Below are 19,200 nucleotides of genomic sequence, written 5' to 3' on the forward strand. Positions count from 1 at the left end.
GCATTGATACAGGCGGTATGCACGACGCTTGCGGAGAGTCTTGGAAATGCTCCCTCCGCCCCCTCCGGCCCCCTCCGCGAGCCGGTCGCGCGGTTTTGACGATCCGAGCTGATGCTTCGCTCTAGCCGCCTAGCCGCGAGGAATGCGCGACTATCGACGCGGTAACCACTCCAGTTTTTGAGATAGCAAAGGGCATTCTTTCATCTCGCGTCGGCACACCGATGGGAAAAGAGGCCAAGCGATGGGCAACTGCATGGATGGAAAGCCGTTATTTCAGCAAGATGGCGAGCGCATGCAGAAGTTTCATTCTTACCGGCTCTGACGTTCGATAGTCTGTGGATGAAGGCGAGCGCCGCTAACGTCGGCGCCTACGAACTCACAGCACTAGTTTCCGAGGATAGCTCACCGCTCGGTCAGCTCGTCCGCCTTATGGCTTCCATGCTTCAACTCAACAAGGAGCAGGCATGATGGAAGCTCCTATTCATACCCCTGCCGCGCCTTCCATTGGGCCGGCACCACTCGTCCGCCTGACAGAATTGCGCCGCACCGCACTTGAGGCATTGATAGAGGAGCTGATTGCGTTGCTGGATCTGGCCGACGGCAACCCGGACCTTGAAGACAATGCCGATGACGAGCCATCGCTTGGCAACGCGGCCAGATGCAGCGGCAACGAATGCGTTGAAGATTTGGAGCTCGACGATTGCGACGACGAGGACGGCGGAGACGAGGAGCCGACCATGGGGTGGACCGGGTTGCCATCGAGCACATGCACTACCTCACATCCCAACCGGGAAAGCGAGTGAGATTCGACGTCGCGAACCGCGAGATGCAAAAACTTTAGAAAATTCGAAAATAAAAAACTATTCGTGCAATTTGATGATACTGTGGCGACTATTAGAATAATATTTTAGTAAGGGTAAAATCATGAAATCGTTTTTTCCTGAAATGTCTACGAGGCAGATAGTCGTTTTTATGATTGAGACATCCGTTCTCGTCGCATCGCTCGTTGCCATCCTCTCTGTAACGATACCTATGCTCTGATTTCGATGCCCTTGTGAGTTTAAGCGGGAGCGTTTTTGAAAACGGACGTTCCTCTGGCGAATAAAAAGGGGCTCGTCTTTGTATCGAGTGACGAGCCCCTTTTTATCCCGCCGAAGCGGGCAAGCTTTTCTGAGGAAAGGTGGGACCGCGCAGCCGAAGCGATTGAAGGGTCAAACGGGGCGTGCATCCCCCGCGTGGTCCACGCGACTGTAACTGCCACTGTGCTTAAAAGTGCCGGTAGACTTTGCCTCGAGCGGCAAACACCAGGACTTTCAACTGATCGAAGTTGTGGACGCCTTGACGCGATTACTTGGGTATTTGCGGAAATGAGGTCGCGTTCGTGCGCCGGCGCTTGGATTGAGCGCACTCTAATGGGTTGTATTTTTCTATCGTATTCTTCGAATCACGGTTGCGGAGGAGCGGATGCCGATAGGGAAACTTTGGGCGGGACGAATATTCGGAACAAACACCGGAAACTTCTTTATCTCCCTCGCCGGCCGCGTTCTGGATATCCATCGTTGACTGTCTCAAGGAAGTAGATGCGGATCTCAGGGACGAGCGCGAATTCGAGCTTAATTTCGCTATAGAGTCTCGCCGCCTATCCGAGATCCTCGCTGCCGAGCATCTTCTACTTAGGAGTGGCGTTGAATCCGGCGAGATAAAGATCATCACCAGTGCCGAATTCAGAAACCTCTCTGGATATTCATCCGGAGGTCATCAGGGACGAAGTTTGGAGAGGAGCGTTGGCGGCGGCTAAGCGCACGGAAGAAGAAGTCGGATTGGAGAATTTGGGACCGTGGACCGATTTTGAATGGGGCATGGTCAACGGCAAACTTTCCGCCCTTCGATGGRTGCTTGGCGAAGAATGGGACATGCTCGACACCTAATTGGCGCCGTTATGCAGGATGACTTGGCCTAGCCAGACGCCTGCCTGGAGGTAGCAATGCGGTCGCACGGCGCGAAAAACGGATCCGTGCTCCGTAAATTCGAAAAACCTCTAAGGCTCAATGCATTGAATTCACTAAGAAAAATGGTGCCGCTTAGGTGACTCGAACACCTGACCCCATCATTACGAATGATGTGCTCTACCGACTGAGCTAAAGCGGCAATCCGGCGGGCGAAGCATAGGCCCGCGATTTGCATGGGGCTGATACAGCCATTGTCCGAAGATTTCAAGCACCCTCTTATGCCCTTTGGCAAAAAAGCTGAAGCCTGTGGAAAGGCCCGTAGTTCACAGCGCCAGCCGGGTGCGGGCGGCCTGATATTCCGCTTCCAGCCGGTCGACCAGCGTCGCGACCGGTTCCACGGCCTTGATCGCGCCGATGCCCTGGCCGCTGCCCCAGATGTCCTTCCAGGCCTTGGCGCCGCCGGTTGCCTGTTCGAAATCCATCTTCGAGGGATCGGCGTCAGGCAGGTCATCGGGGTCGAGGCCGGCCGCGCGGATGGAGGGTTTCAGGTAGTTGCCGTGCACGCCGGTGAAATAGTTCGAGTAGACGATATCGGCAGCGGCACCTTCCACGATCGCCTGCTTGTAGGCGTCGGAAGCGCGGGCCTCCTCTGTCGCGATGAAAGGCGTGCCGATATAGGCCATGTCGGCGCCCATGGCCTGGGCGGCGAGGATAGCGCCGCCGGTCGCAATCGAGCCGGCAAGCAGCAGCGGGCCGTCGAACCAAGAGCGGATTTCCTGCACCAGTGCGAAAGGGGAAAGCGTGCCCGCATGTCCGCCCGCACCTGCCGCAACGGCAATCAGTCCGTCTGCGCCCTTGCGGATCGCCGAATTGGCATGGCGGTTGTTGATGATGTCGTGCAGCACGATGCCGCCATAGGAATGCACCGCCGCATTCACTTCCGGCACGGCGCCGAGCGAGGAAATGACGACAGGCACCTTGTATTTCACGCAGAGCATCAGGTCGTGCTCCAGCCGCTTGTTCGACATGTGGACGATCTGGTTGACCGCGAAGGGCGCTGCCGGCCGTTCGGGATGCCTGGCATTGTGGTTGGCAAGATCTTCGGTGATCATCGCCAGCCACTCGTCGAGCTGGCTTTCCGGCCGCGCGTTGAGTGCGGGAAAGGCGCCGATCACGCCGGCCTTGCATTGCGCCAGTGTCAGTGCCGGATGGGAAATGATGAAAAGCGGGGAGCCGATGACCGGCAGTCTCAGGTTGTCCTTGAGGATCGGGGGCAGGGCCATGCTTCCACCATTTTTGACGTTTACGAAAACGTCAATTGATTATCAGAGCCGGCGCCCGAGGAAAAGAGTATGGCGGGAGCTAGCTTTCTTTTCCGTAATCCTGTCCACTTTCGGAATATCTAATGCATGTCGCGCAAAACTGCGCGGCGGTTTGCGACAACGACATGCTGAAAACAGTGCTTCGAGGCGCTGCGCGGCGTCCTTATCCCCCGCCGATGCGCTCGCAAAAGGCTGCAAGGCTTGCGGTTTGCCGCACTTGACGCTACCGAATTTTGACAGGCATTCAATCTTTTGAGGTCGATGCCGGCACGAAACGTGAAGGGCCTGATGTGAGCGGACTAGAAACGGCTATCAGAACTGCGCTCGATAATTCCGACCGCAACAGCGCGGAAGTTCGTGCACGCATCTATCAGTCCGCCCGTCAGGCGCTGGAAGCCGGCCTGCGAAAGCAGGATATCACCGATGCCGACGTCGTGGCCCATCACCGCCACCGTCTCGAAACGACGATCCACACCATCGAGAGCGAAGAGCGCACCCGCCTTCACCCGCGCCAGGGGCCTCCGGAAGTTCCGGTCCCGCCCGTTGTAGAGATGCCTGAGCCCCCGCGTCACGTGGAAGAGCCCGCCTATCGTGTGGAAGAGGCGCCCTATCATGTGGAAGAGCCCCCTTATCATGCGGAAGAGGATGACAGCCTGGCCGTTACAGGTGAAACACGCGGCCACGATGCCGCCGGGCATGTGGACGATGCGAGCCTGGATGGCGTTCACGCCAGCAGCGCCGATCAGCTGGGAGCGGCACCGGGTGGAGAGATGCGCGCGACGTCGGGCAAGCGCGGCGGCATGGATTTCCGCCCCGAGCGGGCCGCTGTCCGCCGCAGGCCGCGCAAGTTCTTCTCGCGCCTGCTTGTCTGGTGCGTGCTGCTCGCCTTCATCGGCATGGGTGGCTGGTGGGCCTATACATCAGGCCTTCTCCTGACGGCGGCCCAGCGCGACACCAGCGTCGCCAACCCGCCGGCCAGCACGCAGCCCGAGGATTTCGATGGCGAGGATAGTGCCGATAACAGCACCCCGCATGTCGATGAACCGCTCACGATCGATCCGCAGAACGGCTTCTCGGCAGACTGGATCGAGGTCTTCAAGCCTGCCGACAAGATCGAGAGCGGCCCGCGCGCGCGCGTGGAAAATGTCACCGAAACCGAAGGCCCGGCCGTCCGCCTGACCTCCCAGAGCGGCAATACGGATGGCAATGTCTCCATCAACGTTCCCGCCAATGTCCTGCAGCAGCTCGCCGGCAAGTCCTCGACCATCGCGCTGACCCTGCAGTCCACCACGGACGAGCCGACCCAGATCACCGTCGAGTGCGAGTTCCAGTCACTCGGCAATTGCGCCCGCCATCGTTTCAACGTCACGCGTGAAAAATCGGACGCGCTGCTGCAGGTCCGCTTCGACCGCTCGCTGGCGCCGAATTCTGCGGGCCGGCTGATGATCAACAGCGATGTGGACGGCAAGGCTCGCGGCATCAATCTCTTTGCCGTGCGGATCCTGCCGGGCCAGTAAGCGGCCCGGTTTGCCAGAGCGGCGTGCGTCCATTCGGACGCACAAAGGACGCTCTGCCCCTTTTAATCTACGCATCAGGCTTCCCGAAAATCGATTTCGATTTTCGGGCCGATGCTGTAGCGATGTCTATTTCAGGAAGCCGGCACCCGAACCGATGATCTTGTCGTCGAGTGAGCCKATCGCGTCCTTGTCCTTGCCGTCATAATCCATGGTCTTCAGCATGTGGCGGATGAGGTTGAGCCTCGCCCGGTGCTTGTCATTGGCGTGGATCACGGTCCAGGGCGCAAATTCCGTGTGGGTCTCCTTCAGCATCCGGTCGCGCTTCTCGCTATAGTCGCCCCATTTGGTCAATGCGGCTATATCCATCGAGGAAAGCTTCCAGACGGCGAGCGGGTCGTGCCGCCGGTCGTGGAATCGCTTGATCTGCATCTCGCGGCCGATATCCAGATAGAATTTGAAGAAGAATATGCCTTCGTGGGCGATGACCTTCTCGACCTGCGGCGCCTGGTTCAGGAAATCCTCGTATTGTTTCGGCGTGCAGAAGCCCATGACCGGCTCCACGCCGGCGCGGTTGTACCAGGAGCGGTCGAAGAGCACGAATTCGCCCGATGTCGGAAACTGCGCGATATAGCGCTGGAAGTACCATTGGCCCTGTTCCCGGTCGGTTGGCTTGGCAAGCGCCACGACGCGGGCAAGGCGCGGGTTCATGTGGGCCGAGGACGCCTGGATCGCGCCGCCCTTGCCGGCCGCATCGCGCCCTTCGAAGAGCGCCATCACCCGCTTGCCCGTCGCCTGCAGCCAGAACTGCACCTTCACGAGCTCGATCTGCAGCTTCTCCAGCTCTTCGACGTATTCGTCGTCCTTCATCTTCTTCTTGTAGGGATAATCGCCGGATTCCAGCGCATGCTCATCCACCCAGTCGGGCAGCACGGGATCGTCGATATCGAAGACGCGCTTCTTGCCCCTGATCTCCAACTCCACGACCCTGCTTTCGACGTCTTCGGCCATCGTCTTCTCCTGCGCTTGCTGATTTCGTTTTTCAGCAGGCGAACATATTTATCATTGAAAATCAAATCCGCTGCGTCAGCAAAGCGCAATTCGCTGTCGCGCGCTGCGGCTTTTCGCGCAAGTTTCAGAAACGGAAAACTTCTGTCATGAAATGCGGCTATCAGGCAGAGTTTGAATATAAAGAGAAACGAATCGATGCCGTGAGGGGCGCCTTGGAAGAAGAAATGCCGTGGACGAGAAGCCTGTTGGCGCGCATCCGGCGCGAGCGCCCGGTTTTGCTGGCGACGCTGCTGAGCGCGCTGGTGGCGCTTGCCGCCGGCATGAACAAATGGATCGTGCTCGTCCTGCTTCTGGTGATGATCTTCGCCTCGCTTTTCAACGAGGCGCCGGTCATCAAATCTGATGTCGTCGAGCCGGCCGAACCCGAGCCCGAAGTGCTTCCCAGTCGCCTGCCGGAGGTCTCCGCCACACTGGCCGGCCTCGATATCCCTGTCATGGTGCTCTCGGAAGATGCCTCGGTGCTGTTTCAGAACCGCGCGGCCGAAAAGGCCTTCGGCGAGGTGACGCTCGGTTCTCACATATCGGCGCGGCTGCGTTCGCCTGGCGTCCTGGATATGGTGCGCGAAACCATCGCCACCAACGCCCCGAACCAGATCGAGCATTCCGAGCGGCTGCCTTCCGAGCGCGTCTATATCGTGCGCAGCGCTCCCGTCGAATTCAAGGACGACGACGGCCGCAACGAGCGTTATTACATCCTCTCCTTCCGCGATATTTCCGAATTACGCCGCATCGATCGCATGCGCACGGATTTCGTCGCCAATGCCAGCCATGAGCTGCGCACGCCGCTTGCCTCGCTGCGCGGCTTCATCGAGACGATTCAGGGCCCGGCCAAGAACGATCCGAAGGCGCAGGCACGTTTCCTCGGCATCATGTTCGACCAGACGACGCGCATGAGCAGGCTCGTCGACGATCTCCTGTCTCTTTCCAGGCTTGAGCTCAAGTCGCACATCGCCCCCGACGAGAAGGTGGATCTCGTGCCGCTTCTCGGCCATGTCAGGGATTCGCTCGTGCCGCTTGCCACGGATGTCGGCGTCTCGATCAATCTGCACCTGCCCGACGGCAAGGTCGAAGTGCTGGGAGACCGCGACGAACTCGTTCAGGTCTTCGAAAACCTGATGGAAAATGCCTGCAAATACGGCCAGGAAGGCGAGACTGTCGATGTCTGGCTGAAGAACGGGTCCGGCCAGCCGGTGGAGGTCAGCGTCGTCGACAGAGGCCCCGGCATCCCGGCCGAACATGTGCCGCGCCTGACGGAGCGTTTCTATCGCGTCAGCATCGAAGACAGCCGCTCGAAGAAGGGCACGGGCCTCGGGCTTGCCATCGTCAAACATATTCTGACGCGCCATCGTGCACGGCTGATCGTTAAATCGGAGGTGGGCAAGGGAACGGAGTTTACCGTGCGTTTCTGACTCCATATGTCGCACGCAATTTATCGACGCCATATTTCTGCATTTAAAATCAATGGATTATTCTGTCATAAATGTTTCATCGATCTGACATAAAAGGACGGTGCTTAAGGCGCTAAGAGAGTCCTGCCGATGAAAAAAGGCAATGCGAGGGCCTCTTTGAGGCCGCACTCACACAAGCCCAAATGCCGGGAGATTCAAATGAACACCTTTAAACTTACTGTTGCCGCGCTTGCTGCAACCGCCGCTTTCGCTGGCGTTGCCGTTGCTCGCGACCAGATTCAGGTTGCTGGTTCGTCCACCGTCCTGCCTTACGCAAAGATCGTCGCCGAGTCCTTCGGCGAAACCTTCACCAAATTCAAGACGCCGGTCGTCGAATCCGGCGGCACCGGCGCTGGTCTGAAGGAATTCTGCAAGGGCGTCGGTGAAGACACGATCGACGTTGCCAACGCATCGCGTCCGATCAACAAGAACGAAGCCGAAGCCTGCAAGGCTGCCGGCGTAACGGACATCCAGGAAGTCAAGATCGGTTATGACGGCATCGTCTTCGCAACCGACGCTTCCAACCCGGACGTTGCCTACGTTCCGCAGGACATCTACAAGGCCCTCGCTGCCCAGGTTGTTGTTGACGGCAAGCTCGTCGCCAACCCCTACAAGAAGTGGTCGGAAGTCAACCCGAAGCTTCCGGCTGTTGATATCGCTGCCTACATCCCGGGCGAAAAGCACGGCACCCGCGAAGTCTTCGAACTGAACGTTCTCGCTGCCGGCTGCAAGGCTGCTGGCGCTCAGGAAGTCATCGCCAAGGAAATCACCGAGAAGGCTGCCCAGGCCAAGGCCTGCGTCGCAGTTCGCAAGGACGGCGTTGCAGTCGACATCGACGGCGACTATCCGGAAACGCTGGCACGCATCGCTGCCAACAAGACCGGCGTTGGCGTATTCGGCCTCTCCTTCTACGAAAACAATGCCGACAAGCTCAAGGTTGCTTCCATGAGCGGCATCGTTCCGTCCACGGAAACGATCGCTAACGGCACGTACCCGGTTTCCCGCCCGCTGTTCTTCTACGTCAAGAAGGCACATCTGGGCGCCGTTCCCGGCCTGAAGGAATATGTCAACTTCTTCGTATCCGACCAGATGATCGGCCCTGACAGCCCGCTCGTCGAATACGGTCTCGTTGCTGCTCCCGATGCAGAGCGCGATGCGATCCGCAAGGACGTAGAGGCTGGCAAGACCATGTAATGACTTTGCCGGCGCGCCACTCGGGGGTGTTGCGCCGGCATCGCCTGTCCGCCCGGCCCGCAAGGGCCGTGCGGAATGAACTTCTTCTCCATGATATTGAAGCCGATGGCATGCTCCTGGAGCTGCCGGGCTCTTTGGGGGCTGTGGGCCTGGGGACGTAACGAATGAGCACATCCATCATACTCTTGTGCCTGGTGATTATCGGCGCCGTTGCCTATGTGGCCGCGCGCAGCCGCGCCACGGCACTATCAGGCGGCAGGTCGTCCGCCATGCACTCGCGGTCGGCCTATCATGGCTCCTATGCCGCGATCTGGGCTGTTCTGCCTTCCCTGATCGTTCTGTTCGTCTGGCTTGCCGTAAGCCCGGGCATCGTCTCTTCCTCCGTTCGCGGTGGTTTTCCCGATGATGTGAAGGCGCAGCCGGCCGTCCAGCAGGATCTCGCCTACAGCATGATCGCCACGGTCGCCCGCGGCATGAACATGCTGACTTCGGATGAGGTCTCCTCCCTCTCCGGCAATCCTGCCGGTCTGCAGGCAAGGCTCAATGAAAAGGGCGTTCCGCTCGCTGGCGAGCCGCAGCCCTACATGATCGACGCCGCAAAGACCCTGAACGCCGAAAGCATGACGAGCCGTATCATTATGACGGCGATCGTGTTGCTCATCTCCGTCGCAGGCGCCTTCTACGCCCTTCGCGCCGTTGCTCCGCGCTTCCGCGCTCGCAATCGCGTTGAACGGGTCATGCTCTGGTCACTTCTCGTCGCGTCCTCCATCGCCATTCTGACGACGATCGGCATCGTTTTTTCGATGCTGTCGGAAGCGGCCCGCTTCTTTGCCGTCGTTCCCTTCGCCGACTTCTTCTTCGGAACGGTCTGGGACCCGCGCTTTGCCGGTGCCGGCAGTTCCTCCTTCGGCCAGTTCGGCCTCATCCCGCTGCTGCTCGGCACGCTCTATATCGGCCTGGTCGCCATGCTGGTCGCCGTTCCGGTCGGCCTCTTCGCCGCCATTTACATGGCCGAATACGCCTCTTCGCGGGTACGTTCGATTGCCAAGCCGCTTCTCGAAGTGCTGGCCGGCATCCCGACCATCGTCTACGGCTTCTTCGCCCTCGTCACGGTCGGTCCGTTCCTGCGCGATTTCTCTGCGCAGGTCAGCGGTCTGCTCTCCGGCAGCTATACCAATTTCATCCAGGCACAGAGCGTCATCACCGCGGGCATCGTCATGGGCATCATGCTGATCCCTTACGTTTCCTCGCTGTCGGATGACATCATCACCGCCGTGCCGCGCTCGCTGCGCGACGGCTCCCTCGGCCTCGGTGCCACGCGCTCCGAAACCATCAAGAAGGTGGTCCTGCCGGCCGCCCTTCCGGGCATCGTCGGCGCATTGCTGATGACGGCGTCCCGCGCCATCGGCGAAACCATGATCGTGGTTCTCGCGGCCGGTGTCGCCGCCCGCATCCAGATCAATCCCTTCGAGCCGATGACGACAGTGACCGTCAAGATCGTCAACCAGCTGACCGGCGACCTCGAGTTCACCTCGCCGCAGACGCTGGTTGCCTTCGCGCTTGGCATCACGCTGTTCTTCATCACGCTTTGCCTCAATATCTACGCGCTCTATATCGTGCGCAAATACCGGGAGCAGTACGAATGACGAATATTGTTTCCCCCGTCGCCGGCGTCACGGTCTCCAAGGCGCCTGCGCGCCGCGACATCGGCATCAAGCGCCGTTACGCTGCCGAGCGCCGCTTCCAGGCCTATGGTATCGCCGCGATCTCCTTCGGCCTGATCTTCCTGTTTATCCTGCTGTGGACCGTCATCAGCAACGGCTATACCGCGTTCCAGCAGACGGCGATCACGCTGCCGATCGAGTTTACCGAAAAGACCATCGATCCGGATAACAAGCGTGCGACCGATCCTTCGGTTCTCATCGCCGCCAGCTACCCGGTTCTCCTGCGTGACGCGATCGTCAAGCAGCTCGGCATCAACGCGTCGAGCCGTCCCGACGTGCGCGATGCATCCAACATGCTGTCCAAGGGTGCGCCGATCCAGCTGCGCGACATGGTCGTTGCCGACCCCTCGATCATCGGCAAGACCGTCAATGTCACGATCCTGGCCGATGCCAATGTCGACAGCGCCAACAAGGGCCAGATCGACCTCTCGGTCGATGAGAAGAACCGTAAGGTGAACGACAAGCAGGTCGGCTGGATGAACCAGCTGAAGGCGAGCGGTTCGCTTCACAAGGTCTTCAACACCGGCCTCTTCGTCAACGGCAATTCCAGCCGTCCGGAAGCCGCAGGTCTCGGCGTTGCCCTCATCGGCTCGCTCTATCTGATGCTGATCGTCCTCGTGCTTGCGCTGCCGATCGGTGTCGCCGCCTCGATCTATCTCGAGGAATTCGCGCCGAAGAACAGGCTGACGGACCTGATCGAGGTCAATATCAACAACCTCGCCGCCGTTCCGTCCATCGTCTACGGTCTGCTCGGCCTGTCGGTCTTCATCAACTTCGCCGGCCTGCCGCGTTCGGCACCGCTGGTCGGTGGTCTGGTGCTGACCCTGATGACGCTGCCGACGATCATCATCGCCACGCGTGCCGCACTGCGCGCCGTGCCGCCGTCGATCCGCTCGGCCGCCCTCGGCCTCGGTGCTTCCAAGATGCAGATGGTGTTCCACCATGTGCTGCCGCTTGCCATGCCCGGCATCCTGACCGGCACGATCATCGGCCTTGCCCACGCACTCGGCGAAACCGCGCCGCTGCTGCTGATCGGTATGGTCGCCTTCGTCGCCCAGGCGCCGTCCAGCCCGCTCGATCCTTCCACGGCACTCCCGGTTCAGGTCTACATGTGGGCCAATGAAGCCGAGCGCGCCTTCGTGGAAAGAACCTCGGGTGCCATCATCGTCCTGCTCCTGTTCCTGATCGTCATGAACCTCGGAGCTATCCTCTTGCGTCGTCGCTTTGAGCGCCGCTGGTAAACGGAGTAAAGATCATGAACATGTTGACGGAAGCCGCAGTCGAGAAGGCGCTGGACCAGAAAATGAGCAACGTCCCGTATAAGATGATCGGTCAGGATGTCTCCGTTTATTACGGCGAGAAGCGTGCGCTTTTCGATGTCAATCTGAACGTCCGCGAAAACACCGTGACCGCCCTGATCGGCCCCTCGGGCTGCGGCAAGTCCACCTTCCTGCGGTCGCTGAACCGCATGAACGACACGATCGACGGCTGCCGCGTCACCGGCAAGATCACGCTCGATAGCGACGACATCTACGATCCCGACATCGACGTCGTCGAACTTCGCGCCCGCGTCGGCATGGTCTTCCAGAAGCCGAACCCGTTCCCGAAGACGATCTATGAAAACGTTTCTTACGGTCCGCGCATCCATGGCCTTGCCAAGTCCAAGGCCGACCTCGACCAGATTGTCGAGACGAGCCTGCAGCGCGCCGGCCTCTGGAATGAGGTCAAGGATCGCGTGCATGAATCCGGCACCGGCCTTTCCGGCGGTCAGCAGCAGCGTCTGTRCATCGCACGCGCCGTTGCCGTCAGCCCGGAAGTCATCCTGATGGACGAGCCCTGCTCGGCGCTCGACCCGATCGCAACTGCCAAGGTCGAAGAGCTGATCCACGAGCTGCGTGAAAACTACACGATCGTCATCGTGACGCATTCCATGCAGCAGGCCGCTCGCGTATCGCAGCGCACGGCTATGTTCCACCTCGGCAACCTGGTCGAGGAGAACGATACCGACAAGATGTTCACCAACCCGGACGATCCGCGTACCCAGGACTACATCATGGGTCGCTTCGGCTGATTTTGGCGATGTGAAGCCTTCCCGATTTTCGAGGACAAAGCCCCATGGCATCAACACATATTTTCTCTGCTTACGATGACGATCTGAAATTCCTGTCCCGGCGCATTTCCGAGATGGGTGGTCTTGCCGAACAGATGGGCGGCGACGCTGTCCGCGCGCTCGTCAACGGCGATACCGCGCTTGCTCAGAAGGTCATTTCCGACGATGTGATCCTCGATCACGCCGAGCGCGAGATCAACGACAAGGCGATCGTCACGATCGCCCGTCGCCAGCCGATGGCCTCCGACCTTCGCGAGATCATGGGTTCGATCCGCATCGCCGCCGACCTCGAGCGCGTCGGCGATCTCGGCAAGAACACGGCAAAGCGCGTCATCGCGGTGCAGAGCACCGGCGTTCCGCGCAAGCTCGCCCGCGGCCTCGAGCATCTCTCCGAACTGGCGCTCGTCCAGCTCAAGGAAGTGCTCGACGTCTACACCAATCGTTCAGCTGACAAGGCGAATGCGATCCGCGAACGCGACGACGAGATCGACGCGATGTACACTTCGCTGTTCCGCGAACTCCTGACCTACATGATGGAAGATCCGCGCAACATCACGAGCTGCACGCATCTTCTCTTCTGCGCCAAGAACATCGAGCGCATCGGCGACCATGCAACCAACATCGCCGAGACGATCTACTACATGGCAACCGGCGCCCAGCCGGAGGGCGAGCGTCCGAAGGACGACAGCTCCAATACCGTTGGTGCGGTGACGGAGTAATCTGGACCTGCCGATTGCGTGCGCGCCCCGCGCTGGGGCGCGCAAGGGTCGCAGCCAATTCCGAGTTCCTGCATGGTCCCTTGCTTAAATCACCCCCGGTTTAAGGATCATGCATTAGGAGACTGACACGCATGATCCCAAGAGTTGCAGTTGTTGAAGATGAAGAGGCACTCAGCGTGCTTCTCCGCTACAATCTCGAGGCTGAAGGTTTCGAGGTGGATACGATCCTCCGTGGCGACGAGGCCGAAATCCGGCTTCAGGAGCGCACCCCGGACCTGCTCATCCTTGACTGGATGCTGCCGGGCGTTTCCGGCATCGAGCTCTGCCGCCGGCTGCGCATGCGGCCGGAAACCGAGCGTCTGCCGATCATCATGCTGACGGCACGCGGCGAAGAGAGCGAGCGCGTTCGCGGTCTCTCGACCGGCGCGGATGACTATGTCGTCAAGCCCTTCTCCACGCCGGAACTCGTTGCCCGCGTCAAGGCGATGCTGCGACGCGCCCGTCCGGAGGTTCTCTCCACCGTTTTGAAGTGTGGTGATATCGAGCTCGATCGCGAAACCCATCGCGTCCATCGCAAGAGCCGCGAAGTCCGCCTCGGCCCGACCGAATTCCGCCTCTTGGAATTCCTGATGTCGTCGCCGGGCAGGGTCTTCTCCCGCTCGCAGCTTCTCGATGGCGTCTGGGGTCACGATATCTACGTGGATGAACGCACCGTCGACGTCCATGTCGGCCGCCTGCGCAAGGCGCTGAATTTCTCCAACATGCAGGATGTCATCCGCACCGTCCGCGGCGCGGGATATTCCATGGAAGCCTGATCCGAGTGATCGGAGGTCACGAACGGGTCGTCTGGGTAACCGGGCGGCCCGTTTGTTTGTTCGGGTGGGCTTTTTAAGAGTAGACGTTGGCTTGCTGACGCCTTGACCGACATGCCCCTTGCATCGCGAGGGCTCAAGCGATGACGGGGACATCTGCTATGCGCCGATTGCGAACATTCTCTGAGCCTTGAGCATCGACTGATTTGGGGCCGGAAGGGGACTGTCGGCTTGCTGGCGCTAGCCAATCGAAGCCGTCACCAAGATGAGCGTGAGCTCTGCTATGGAACTTCAGCATAGCGGATGATGCTCTGATTTTGTACGTTGGCGACTAGTTCATCAGAACGAGACAAAAATCGGCGGAGCAAAGGTGAGGAATTTGAATCGTTGTATCCTAAGGTGAGATCAATTGTCGGAGGCACACCCTCAAGTGCTCTGGCAACGACATTTGGCGTCAGCATATTTTGCGCATAAAGCGGAATAAGCGTTATTCCACCTGTAGACACGACGAGCGACATTGCTGATGGTAGGCCTTCACCTTCGTACTCTGCCTTGAGTGTGATCCCAAYGTTCGACGCGTACTCCTGGATCACGGATTGCAAGACCGGAGAAATTCTAGCCGAACTGACGTAAGTTTCGCGGGCAAGATCCTGTGGCCGGATCTTTTTCTGCGACGTCAAGCGATGGTCAGCCGGCAGCACGGCGATCAGTGGCTCCTTGGCTAAAAACTTGAACGACACACCAACACTCTGCGTCTCGGGGCGAAGGAAAGCGACGTCCAGCTTGCCTCGCATCAGTGCCAGAGCAAGGTCCGGGGAAGACTGACTGGACAATATGATTTCAACCTCCGGCGCTTCCTCACGAATAATGCGCAGTGCATGGGGTAGCCACACGACCTCTTGCCCTGCGAGAAAACCGATAGTGAACGACTGCTTTTGCGGCTGCTCTGCCCGCCGGGCCCCTTCCGCAGCCGCCTCGACTTGCAACAACGCCAGCCGCGCGTGATCAAGAAACACTTTACCGGCGGCGGTGAGCGTCACGCCGCGCGGCTGCCGTTCCAGCAGTTTTACACCGACTTCGGTTTCCAGATCGCGAATTTGCCTGCTGAGTGAGGGCTGGGAAGTGTGTAGCCGCCGCTCGGCTGCGGTCAGTAAGCTTCCCTCTTCCGCAACAGCAATAAAATAGCGCAAATGCCTGAGTTCCATCGCGTCCCCGCTATGCCTTTAAGGCATAGCTCGAACGTACAAGGTATTTGTCCTTGATAAAAGGGGGATTTAATTAACGCCGCAATCTAGGGACATAGTCGAATGCTTCATCGGAAGTATTTCGCAGTCAACTGTGTCCAGTCAGAGAAGGAAAGCTAAATGTCTAAAAGCCTACCTGTCGTGACCCGCAATTATCGGCGCTGACCTACATTATGTGAGACTGACCAATTCTTGTGTCGGATCATGTGCCTGGGCCTCGAAAGATGAGGCATGCGTGGCAATCTTGCGTCGGCTATTGCAATAGCGCGTGGATGGATGGCTTTATTTAGTGATTTATTATCTTCCAATGAATGTTTAACAGCGCAGATGGAGCGACGCGATGCCTACAATCACGACCACGGACGGCGTAAACATCTTCTACAAGGACTGGGGCTCGGGCCAACCGATCGTTTTCAGCCACGGCTGGCCGCTGACAGCGGACGACTGGGACGCCCAGATGACATACTTCCTTCATCAGGGGTATCGGGTGATCGCCCACGACCGGCGCGGCCACGGCCGGTCCGACCAGCCCGGCACCGGCAACGATATGGACCACTGGGTTGCCGACCTCGCGGCCCTGACCGAGCACCTCAACCTGCGCGACGCGATCCATATCGGGCACTCGACAGGTGGCGGTGAGGTGGCTCGCTATGTGGCTCGCCATCAGGAGCGCGTCGCGAAGGCGGTGCTGGTCGCTTCGCTGACACCGAACATGTACCGGAGCGCGGAAAATCCGTCCGGTCAACCGCCGGAGTGGTTCGAAGCGATCCGGGCAGGCATGCTGGGCAACCGGGCGGAGTTCTACCGTTTCGTCCCTGAGAATCCGTTCTACGGCTACAACCTCGATGGGGCCAAGCCTTCGGAGGCAATCATTGCGAACTGGTGGCGCCAGGGCATGGCCGGTGGTGCCCTGGCTCACTACGCGACTGTCGACTCTTGGCTGGAAGATTATACCGAAGACCTCAAGAAGATCACCGTGCCGGTGCTGGTAATGCATGGCGAGGCCGATCAAGTCGTCCCCTTCGCAAGTTCCGTGCCGCGTGCGGTCAACTTGCTTAAGAACGGATCGCTGAAGACCTATCCGGGCTACCCCCATGGCATGCTGACCACGCATGCGGATGTCCTCAACCCCGACCTGCTCTCGTTCATCAGGTCTTGACGACATCGACGGGACGTTCTGTCACCCGGCAGTGCCGGGTGACACCTGTTGGTGCCTGGTACGGGGAGCGTTCCCGGAGGGTGCTTCCGACAGTGGCAATTTGCTTTGCTTGGTGAGAAGCGAAAGATGCGACTTGTCGCGCTTAAATCTTTCGTTGCGGTGGCCGGTTACTCCACCGGCCGAAATGGCTCGGCATCTCGGCTTCGACATCTGGAAATAAGAGCGGGGGATGTCCGTCGATTTAATGTCAGGAGCACCGCCAGCTTCCGAAGTGCTCAATATAGGCTCGTTTTTCGGCTTCCGGCCTTTAGGTAATTTCAGGCTGGCGTTGCTGTCGTCTTTGAACTTTATGGCGCTCAGCTCGATGGCGGTTTTGGGACGCTGACGATTGTGTCTGAACGGCTGAAATGATGGCGCGAAGCTGCCCCTGAGAAAACTCTTTGGTATGTCCGCTTAGAGCCAACAGAAGGATTTAAGCACTTATTGCCCTGCCTAGTAATTCTACGGCAAGAGTTCACCGCTCCGCGTCGGCCTGTGGTCGTTGACGACGGCGCTGAGCTTGCACGTCTTGATCAGCGAGGCAATGATCGCCCCGTTCCGCCCCAGCGTCATGGCCAGCGAAACTGCGTTCTTGCGATCAAGGCGGCGCCATCGTTCGCCAGGCAGGTGGTTCAGCCTCAGGCGATAAAGCCAAAAAAATAGCCCCTCCACGCTTTCGCTAGGAGGGGCCATGGATGCTGCTTTTTGCAGGCGCTTGTCAGGCTGCCCGGACGGCTGCCCTGCGGCGCTCGCTGACCGGCTGGTAGGCGAGGCGCTGGTGATAGTTGCAATAAGGCGAGGAATCCGTGGAGTCGCAGCCGCAGAAATAGAAGTCGTCCTTCAGCGGATCGCCGACCGGCCACTTGCAGGTGCGCTCGGTCAGTTCCGTCAGGCCAAGGCGGCGGGAGATCGGCACGACCACATTCTTGGCCGGCACATATTCCATTTCCTCGACCGTTTCGATCTCGATCTCTTCCTTCAGCATCGTTGCGCCCTGCTGGCGGGTCACGGTGCGGGTGGTGGCGAGGCGAGATGCGTAGTTCGGGGCCCGCGGAGCCGACGTATTGCGCTTGGGTGCGCGCGCAGCGGTCGCCGTGCCGCCGGCCTTGGCGCGGCCGGGAAGACTGAGCCGGTGAACCTTGCCGATAACAGCGTTTCTACTCACTCCGCCAAGCTGCGCAGCGATCTGGCTGGCGCTCAGCCCTTCCGACCAAAGCTTCTTGAGCTTCTCGACACGCTCGTCTGTCCAGTTCATTGCCCTGTCTCCGCCTTTCGCGTTGGTGATGGCAGAATCCCTCACCGTTGCCCCGAAAGCCTCCGAAGCAAGAAACGCCTGATCAATTTTGGTGACTAGTTCCGCCGCATGCAGTCTAGTAATTGAACTTTAACCTAGTGTGAGCCTGACTCTGTGACAAGAGTCGCAGGAATCCGATGAATCCGAATTCGGGGTTTTCCCCAACTTGCTTCCCCGGCGAGTCATTTCTGCAACATTAGCTGTTGATAGACCTGAAAAGCCCATTAGGCGCTTGACGCATGCGCTAAATCCTCAGTTTTGTTGACATCGCACTGCGAAAAGGAAATAGTGCCTGAGAGGCCGCCGCAAGGCGGCATTTTTAATTTTTCGGGCCTGGTTTTCTTAGCCGGAGTCCATTGTTTCAGAGCCTGACCAGGAGATTGCGCCATGGCTGAAGCCTCGCCGCTTTATGATACCTATTCTCGTGCCCCGCTGCGGTTCGAGCGAGGCGAAGGCGTGTGGCTGATCACCGAAACTGGCGAGCGATATCTGGATTTCGGCGCGGGCGTTGCCGTCACATCCGTGGGGCATGGCAATCCGCAGGTTGTGGCCGCCCTCAAGGATCAGGCCGACAAGGTCTGGCATCTCTCCAATATCTATGAAGTGCCGGGGCAGGAGAAGCTTGCCAAGCGCCTGACGGATGCCACTTTCGCAGACAAGGTGTTTTTCACCAATTCCGGCGCCGAGGCTCTCGAATGCGCCATCAAGACTGCGCGCCGTTACCAGTTCTCCAAGGGGCATCCCGAGCGCTTTCACATCATCACTTTCGAAGGCGCCTTCCACGGCCGCACGCTGGCGACCATCGCCGCCGGCGGTCAGGAGAAATACCTCGAAGGTTTCGGCCCCAAGGCCCCCGGCTTCGATCAGGTGCCTTTCGGCGATATCGAGGCCGTCCGTGCGGCAATCACCGATAATACGGCCGGCATCCTCATCGAGCCGGTGCAGGGCGAGGGCGGTGTCCGCCCGGCGACCCCGGAATTCATGAAGGCGCTTCGCCAGCTTTGCGACGAGCATGGCCTGCTGCTGATCCTCGACGAGGTCCAGACCGGCGTCGGCCGTACCGGCAGGCTCTTCGCCTATGAATGGTCGGGTATAACGCCTGACATCATGGCAGTCGCCAAGGGCATCGGCGGCGGCTTTCCGCTCGGGGCCTGCCTCGCAACGGCAGAAGCTGCTTCCGGCATGAAGGCCGGCACGCACGGCTCCACCTATGGCGGCAACCCGCTGGCCATGGCTGTCGGCAGTGCGGTGCTGGATATCATCCTGGCCGATGGCTTCCTGCAGCATGTGCGCGATATCACCCTCGTCTTCCGTCAGGGCCTCGCCTCGCTCAAGGATCGTTATCCCGATGTCATCGAGGATATCAGAGGCGAAGGCCTGATGCTCGGCATCAAGGCAGCCATTCCTTCGGCGGAGCTTCTGAAGGAAATCCGTGCAGCACACCTTCTGGCGATCCCGGCAGGCGACAATGTCATCCGTCTGCTGCCGCCGCTGGTCGTAACCGCGGAAGAGGCGCGCGAGGGGATTTCCCGTATCGAGCGTGCCGCCGAAAATATCCGTGCCGCCAAGGTCAAGAAGACCGCTTGATAGGACAATGCCCC

General features: G+C 59.4%; 18 protein-coding genes and 1 tRNA gene. 13 read left to right on the top strand and 6 right to left on the bottom strand.

What is annotated here, in order from left to right; all coding sequences use genetic code 11:
• Positions 1–464 precede the first annotated feature (464 nt).
• Both AC1D35_RS05415 and AC1D35_RS05420 read left to right on the top strand, forming a co-directional pair.
• Positions 465–803: a hypothetical protein gene (locus AC1D35_RS05415; RefSeq protein WP_113307004.1), complete on the top strand. Its 339-nt coding sequence runs from the start codon at positions 465–467 to the stop codon at positions 801–803.
• 912 nt (positions 804–1,715) lie between these two features.
• Entirely contained in the window at positions 1,716–1,928 is a 213-nt protein-coding gene (locus tag AC1D35_RS05420; RefSeq protein WP_477938333.1) for a hypothetical protein, read from the top strand.
• A gap of 144 nt (positions 1,929–2,072) precedes the next feature.
• On the opposite strand, the gene AC1D35_RS05425 is transcribed toward AC1D35_RS05420, so the two are convergent.
• Together AC1D35_RS05425 and AC1D35_RS05430 are read right to left on the bottom strand one after the other, a co-directional pair.
• Positions 2,073–2,148 (bottom strand) — tRNA-Thr (locus AC1D35_RS05425).
• 124 nt (positions 2,149–2,272) lie between these two features.
• Positions 2,273–3,232 carry an NAD(P)H-dependent flavin oxidoreductase gene (locus AC1D35_RS05430; protein WP_113307002.1) on the bottom strand — a complete coding sequence of 320 codons (960 nt, stop codon included), beginning with the start codon at positions 3,230–3,232 and terminating at the stop codon, positions 2,273–2,275.
• Positions 3,233–3,561: 329 nt separating this feature from the next.
• Between AC1D35_RS05430 and AC1D35_RS05435 the strand changes: the two genes are divergently transcribed.
• Positions 3,562–4,788, top strand: coding sequence for a regulator (locus AC1D35_RS05435; protein WP_113307080.1), 1,227 nt, complete (start codon positions 3,562–3,564; stop codon positions 4,786–4,788).
• A gap of 126 nt (positions 4,789–4,914) precedes the next feature.
• Here AC1D35_RS05435 and ppk2 read toward each other — a convergent pair whose 3' ends face one another.
• Positions 4,915–5,796 carry a polyphosphate kinase 2 gene (gene ppk2 / locus AC1D35_RS05440; RefSeq protein WP_113307001.1) on the bottom strand — a complete coding sequence of 294 codons (882 nt, stop codon included), beginning with the start codon at positions 5,794–5,796 and terminating at the stop codon, positions 4,915–4,917.
• A gap of 245 nt (positions 5,797–6,041) precedes the next feature.
• Between ppk2 and phoR the strand changes: the two genes are divergently transcribed.
• The 7 genes from phoR to phoB all read left to right on the top strand — a co-directional run bounded on the left by phoR (position 6,042) and on the right by phoB (position 13,866).
• Positions 6,042–7,265, top strand: coding sequence for a phosphate regulon sensor histidine kinase PhoR (gene phoR / locus AC1D35_RS05445; RefSeq protein ID WP_113307079.1), 1,224 nt, complete (start codon positions 6,042–6,044; stop codon positions 7,263–7,265).
• A 198-nt stretch (positions 7,266–7,463) separates the two neighbouring features.
• A complete protein-coding gene (locus AC1D35_RS05450; RefSeq protein ID WP_113298450.1) occupies positions 7,464–8,498 on the top strand; it encodes a substrate-binding domain-containing protein in 1,035 nt (344 codons plus the stop codon).
• A 164-nt stretch (positions 8,499–8,662) separates the two neighbouring features.
• Positions 8,663–10,144, top strand: coding sequence for a phosphate ABC transporter permease subunit PstC (gene pstC, locus AC1D35_RS05455; protein ID WP_113298451.1), 1,482 nt, complete (start codon positions 8,663–8,665; stop codon positions 10,142–10,144).
• Complete coding sequence (gene pstA / locus AC1D35_RS05460; protein WP_113298452.1) at positions 10,141–11,463, top strand: phosphate ABC transporter permease PstA; 1,323 nt, start codon at positions 10,141–10,143, stop codon at positions 11,461–11,463. Before pstC ends, pstA begins: the two co-directional genes overlap by 4 nt.
• A 14-nt stretch (positions 11,464–11,477) precedes the next feature.
• On the top strand, positions 11,478–12,293 hold the full coding sequence (gene pstB / locus AC1D35_RS05465) for a phosphate ABC transporter ATP-binding protein PstB (RefSeq protein ID WP_477938334.1): 816 nt from the start codon (positions 11,478–11,480) through the stop codon (positions 12,291–12,293).
• 44 nt (positions 12,294–12,337) lie between these two features.
• Positions 12,338–13,051 carry a phosphate signaling complex protein PhoU gene (phoU, locus tag AC1D35_RS05470; RefSeq protein ID WP_113298453.1) on the top strand — a complete coding sequence of 238 codons (714 nt, stop codon included), beginning with the start codon at positions 12,338–12,340 and terminating at the stop codon, positions 13,049–13,051.
• Positions 13,052–13,182: 131 nt separating this feature from the next.
• On the top strand, positions 13,183–13,866 hold the full coding sequence (phoB, locus tag AC1D35_RS05475) for a phosphate regulon transcriptional regulator PhoB (RefSeq protein WP_003570612.1): 684 nt from the start codon (positions 13,183–13,185) through the stop codon (positions 13,864–13,866).
• Positions 13,867–14,144: 278 nt separating this feature from the next.
• Here the strand turns inward: phoB and AC1D35_RS05480 are convergent, their stop codons facing one another.
• Positions 14,145–15,068 (bottom strand): LysR family transcriptional regulator, encoded by a 924-nt coding sequence (locus tag AC1D35_RS05480; protein WP_477938335.1) that lies wholly within the window; start codon positions 15,066–15,068, stop codon positions 14,145–14,147.
• A 379-nt stretch (positions 15,069–15,447) separates the two neighbouring features.
• Between AC1D35_RS05480 and AC1D35_RS05485 the strand changes: the two genes are divergently transcribed.
• Entirely contained in the window at positions 15,448–16,266 is an 819-nt protein-coding gene (locus tag AC1D35_RS05485; protein ID WP_113306999.1) for an alpha/beta fold hydrolase, read from the top strand.
• A 229-nt stretch (positions 16,267–16,495) separates the two neighbouring features.
• Entirely contained in the window at positions 16,496–16,651 is a 156-nt protein-coding gene (locus tag AC1D35_RS05490) for a hypothetical protein (RefSeq protein WP_162748412.1), read from the top strand.
• Between the two features lie 116 nt (positions 16,652–16,767).
• Here the strand turns inward: AC1D35_RS05490 and AC1D35_RS05495 are convergent, their stop codons facing one another.
• Both AC1D35_RS05495 and AC1D35_RS05500 read right to left on the bottom strand, forming a co-directional pair.
• Positions 16,768–16,998, bottom strand: a complete 231-nt coding sequence (locus AC1D35_RS05495) for a hypothetical protein (RefSeq protein WP_113306998.1) — start codon at positions 16,996–16,998, stop codon at positions 16,768–16,770.
• Between the two features lie 25 nt (positions 16,999–17,023).
• Positions 17,024–17,560 carry a GcrA family cell cycle regulator gene (locus AC1D35_RS05500; protein ID WP_113298456.1) on the bottom strand — a complete coding sequence of 179 codons (537 nt, stop codon included), beginning with the start codon at positions 17,558–17,560 and terminating at the stop codon, positions 17,024–17,026.
• A 426-nt stretch (positions 17,561–17,986) separates the two neighbouring features.
• Between AC1D35_RS05500 and AC1D35_RS05505 the strand changes: the two genes are divergently transcribed.
• Positions 17,987–19,186: an aspartate aminotransferase family protein gene (locus AC1D35_RS05505; protein WP_113298457.1), complete on the top strand. Its 1,200-nt coding sequence runs from the start codon at positions 17,987–17,989 to the stop codon at positions 19,184–19,186.
• Positions 19,187–19,200 lie beyond the last annotated feature (14 nt).

The organism is Rhizobium sp. P1_E6 (assembly GCF_056405875.1).

Excerpts from the sequence above, each read along its gene's own strand:
- AC1D35_RS05415 (WP_113307004.1), top strand. The coding sequence starts at position 465 with ATGATGGAAGCTCCTATTCATACCCCTGCCGCGCCTTCCATTGGGCCG.
- AC1D35_RS05430 (WP_113307002.1), bottom strand. The coding sequence starts at position 3,232 with ATGGCCCTGCCCCCGATCCTCAAGGACAACCTGAGACTGCCGGTCATC.
- AC1D35_RS05450 (WP_113298450.1), top strand. The coding sequence starts at position 7,464 with ATGAACACCTTTAAACTTACTGTTGCCGCGCTTGCTGCAACCGCCGCT.
- pstC (WP_113298451.1), top strand. The coding sequence starts at position 8,663 with ATGAGCACATCCATCATACTCTTGTGCCTGGTGATTATCGGCGCCGTT.
- pstA (WP_113298452.1), top strand. The coding sequence starts at position 10,141 with ATGACGAATATTGTTTCCCCCGTCGCCGGCGTCACGGTCTCCAAGGCG.
- phoU (WP_113298453.1), top strand. The coding sequence starts at position 12,338 with ATGGCATCAACACATATTTTCTCTGCTTACGATGACGATCTGAAATTC.
- phoB (WP_003570612.1), top strand. The coding sequence starts at position 13,183 with ATGATCCCAAGAGTTGCAGTTGTTGAAGATGAAGAGGCACTCAGCGTG.
- AC1D35_RS05485 (WP_113306999.1), top strand. The coding sequence starts at position 15,448 with ATGCCTACAATCACGACCACGGACGGCGTAAACATCTTCTACAAGGAC.
- AC1D35_RS05490 (WP_162748412.1), top strand. The coding sequence starts at position 16,496 with ATGTCCGTCGATTTAATGTCAGGAGCACCGCCAGCTTCCGAAGTGCTC.
- AC1D35_RS05495 (WP_113306998.1), bottom strand. The coding sequence starts at position 16,998 with ATGGCCCCTCCTAGCGAAAGCGTGGAGGGGCTATTTTTTTGGCTTTAT.
- AC1D35_RS05500 (WP_113298456.1), bottom strand. The coding sequence starts at position 17,560 with ATGAACTGGACAGACGAGCGTGTCGAGAAGCTCAAGAAGCTTTGGTCG.
- AC1D35_RS05505 (WP_113298457.1), top strand. The coding sequence starts at position 17,987 with ATGGCTGAAGCCTCGCCGCTTTATGATACCTATTCTCGTGCCCCGCTG.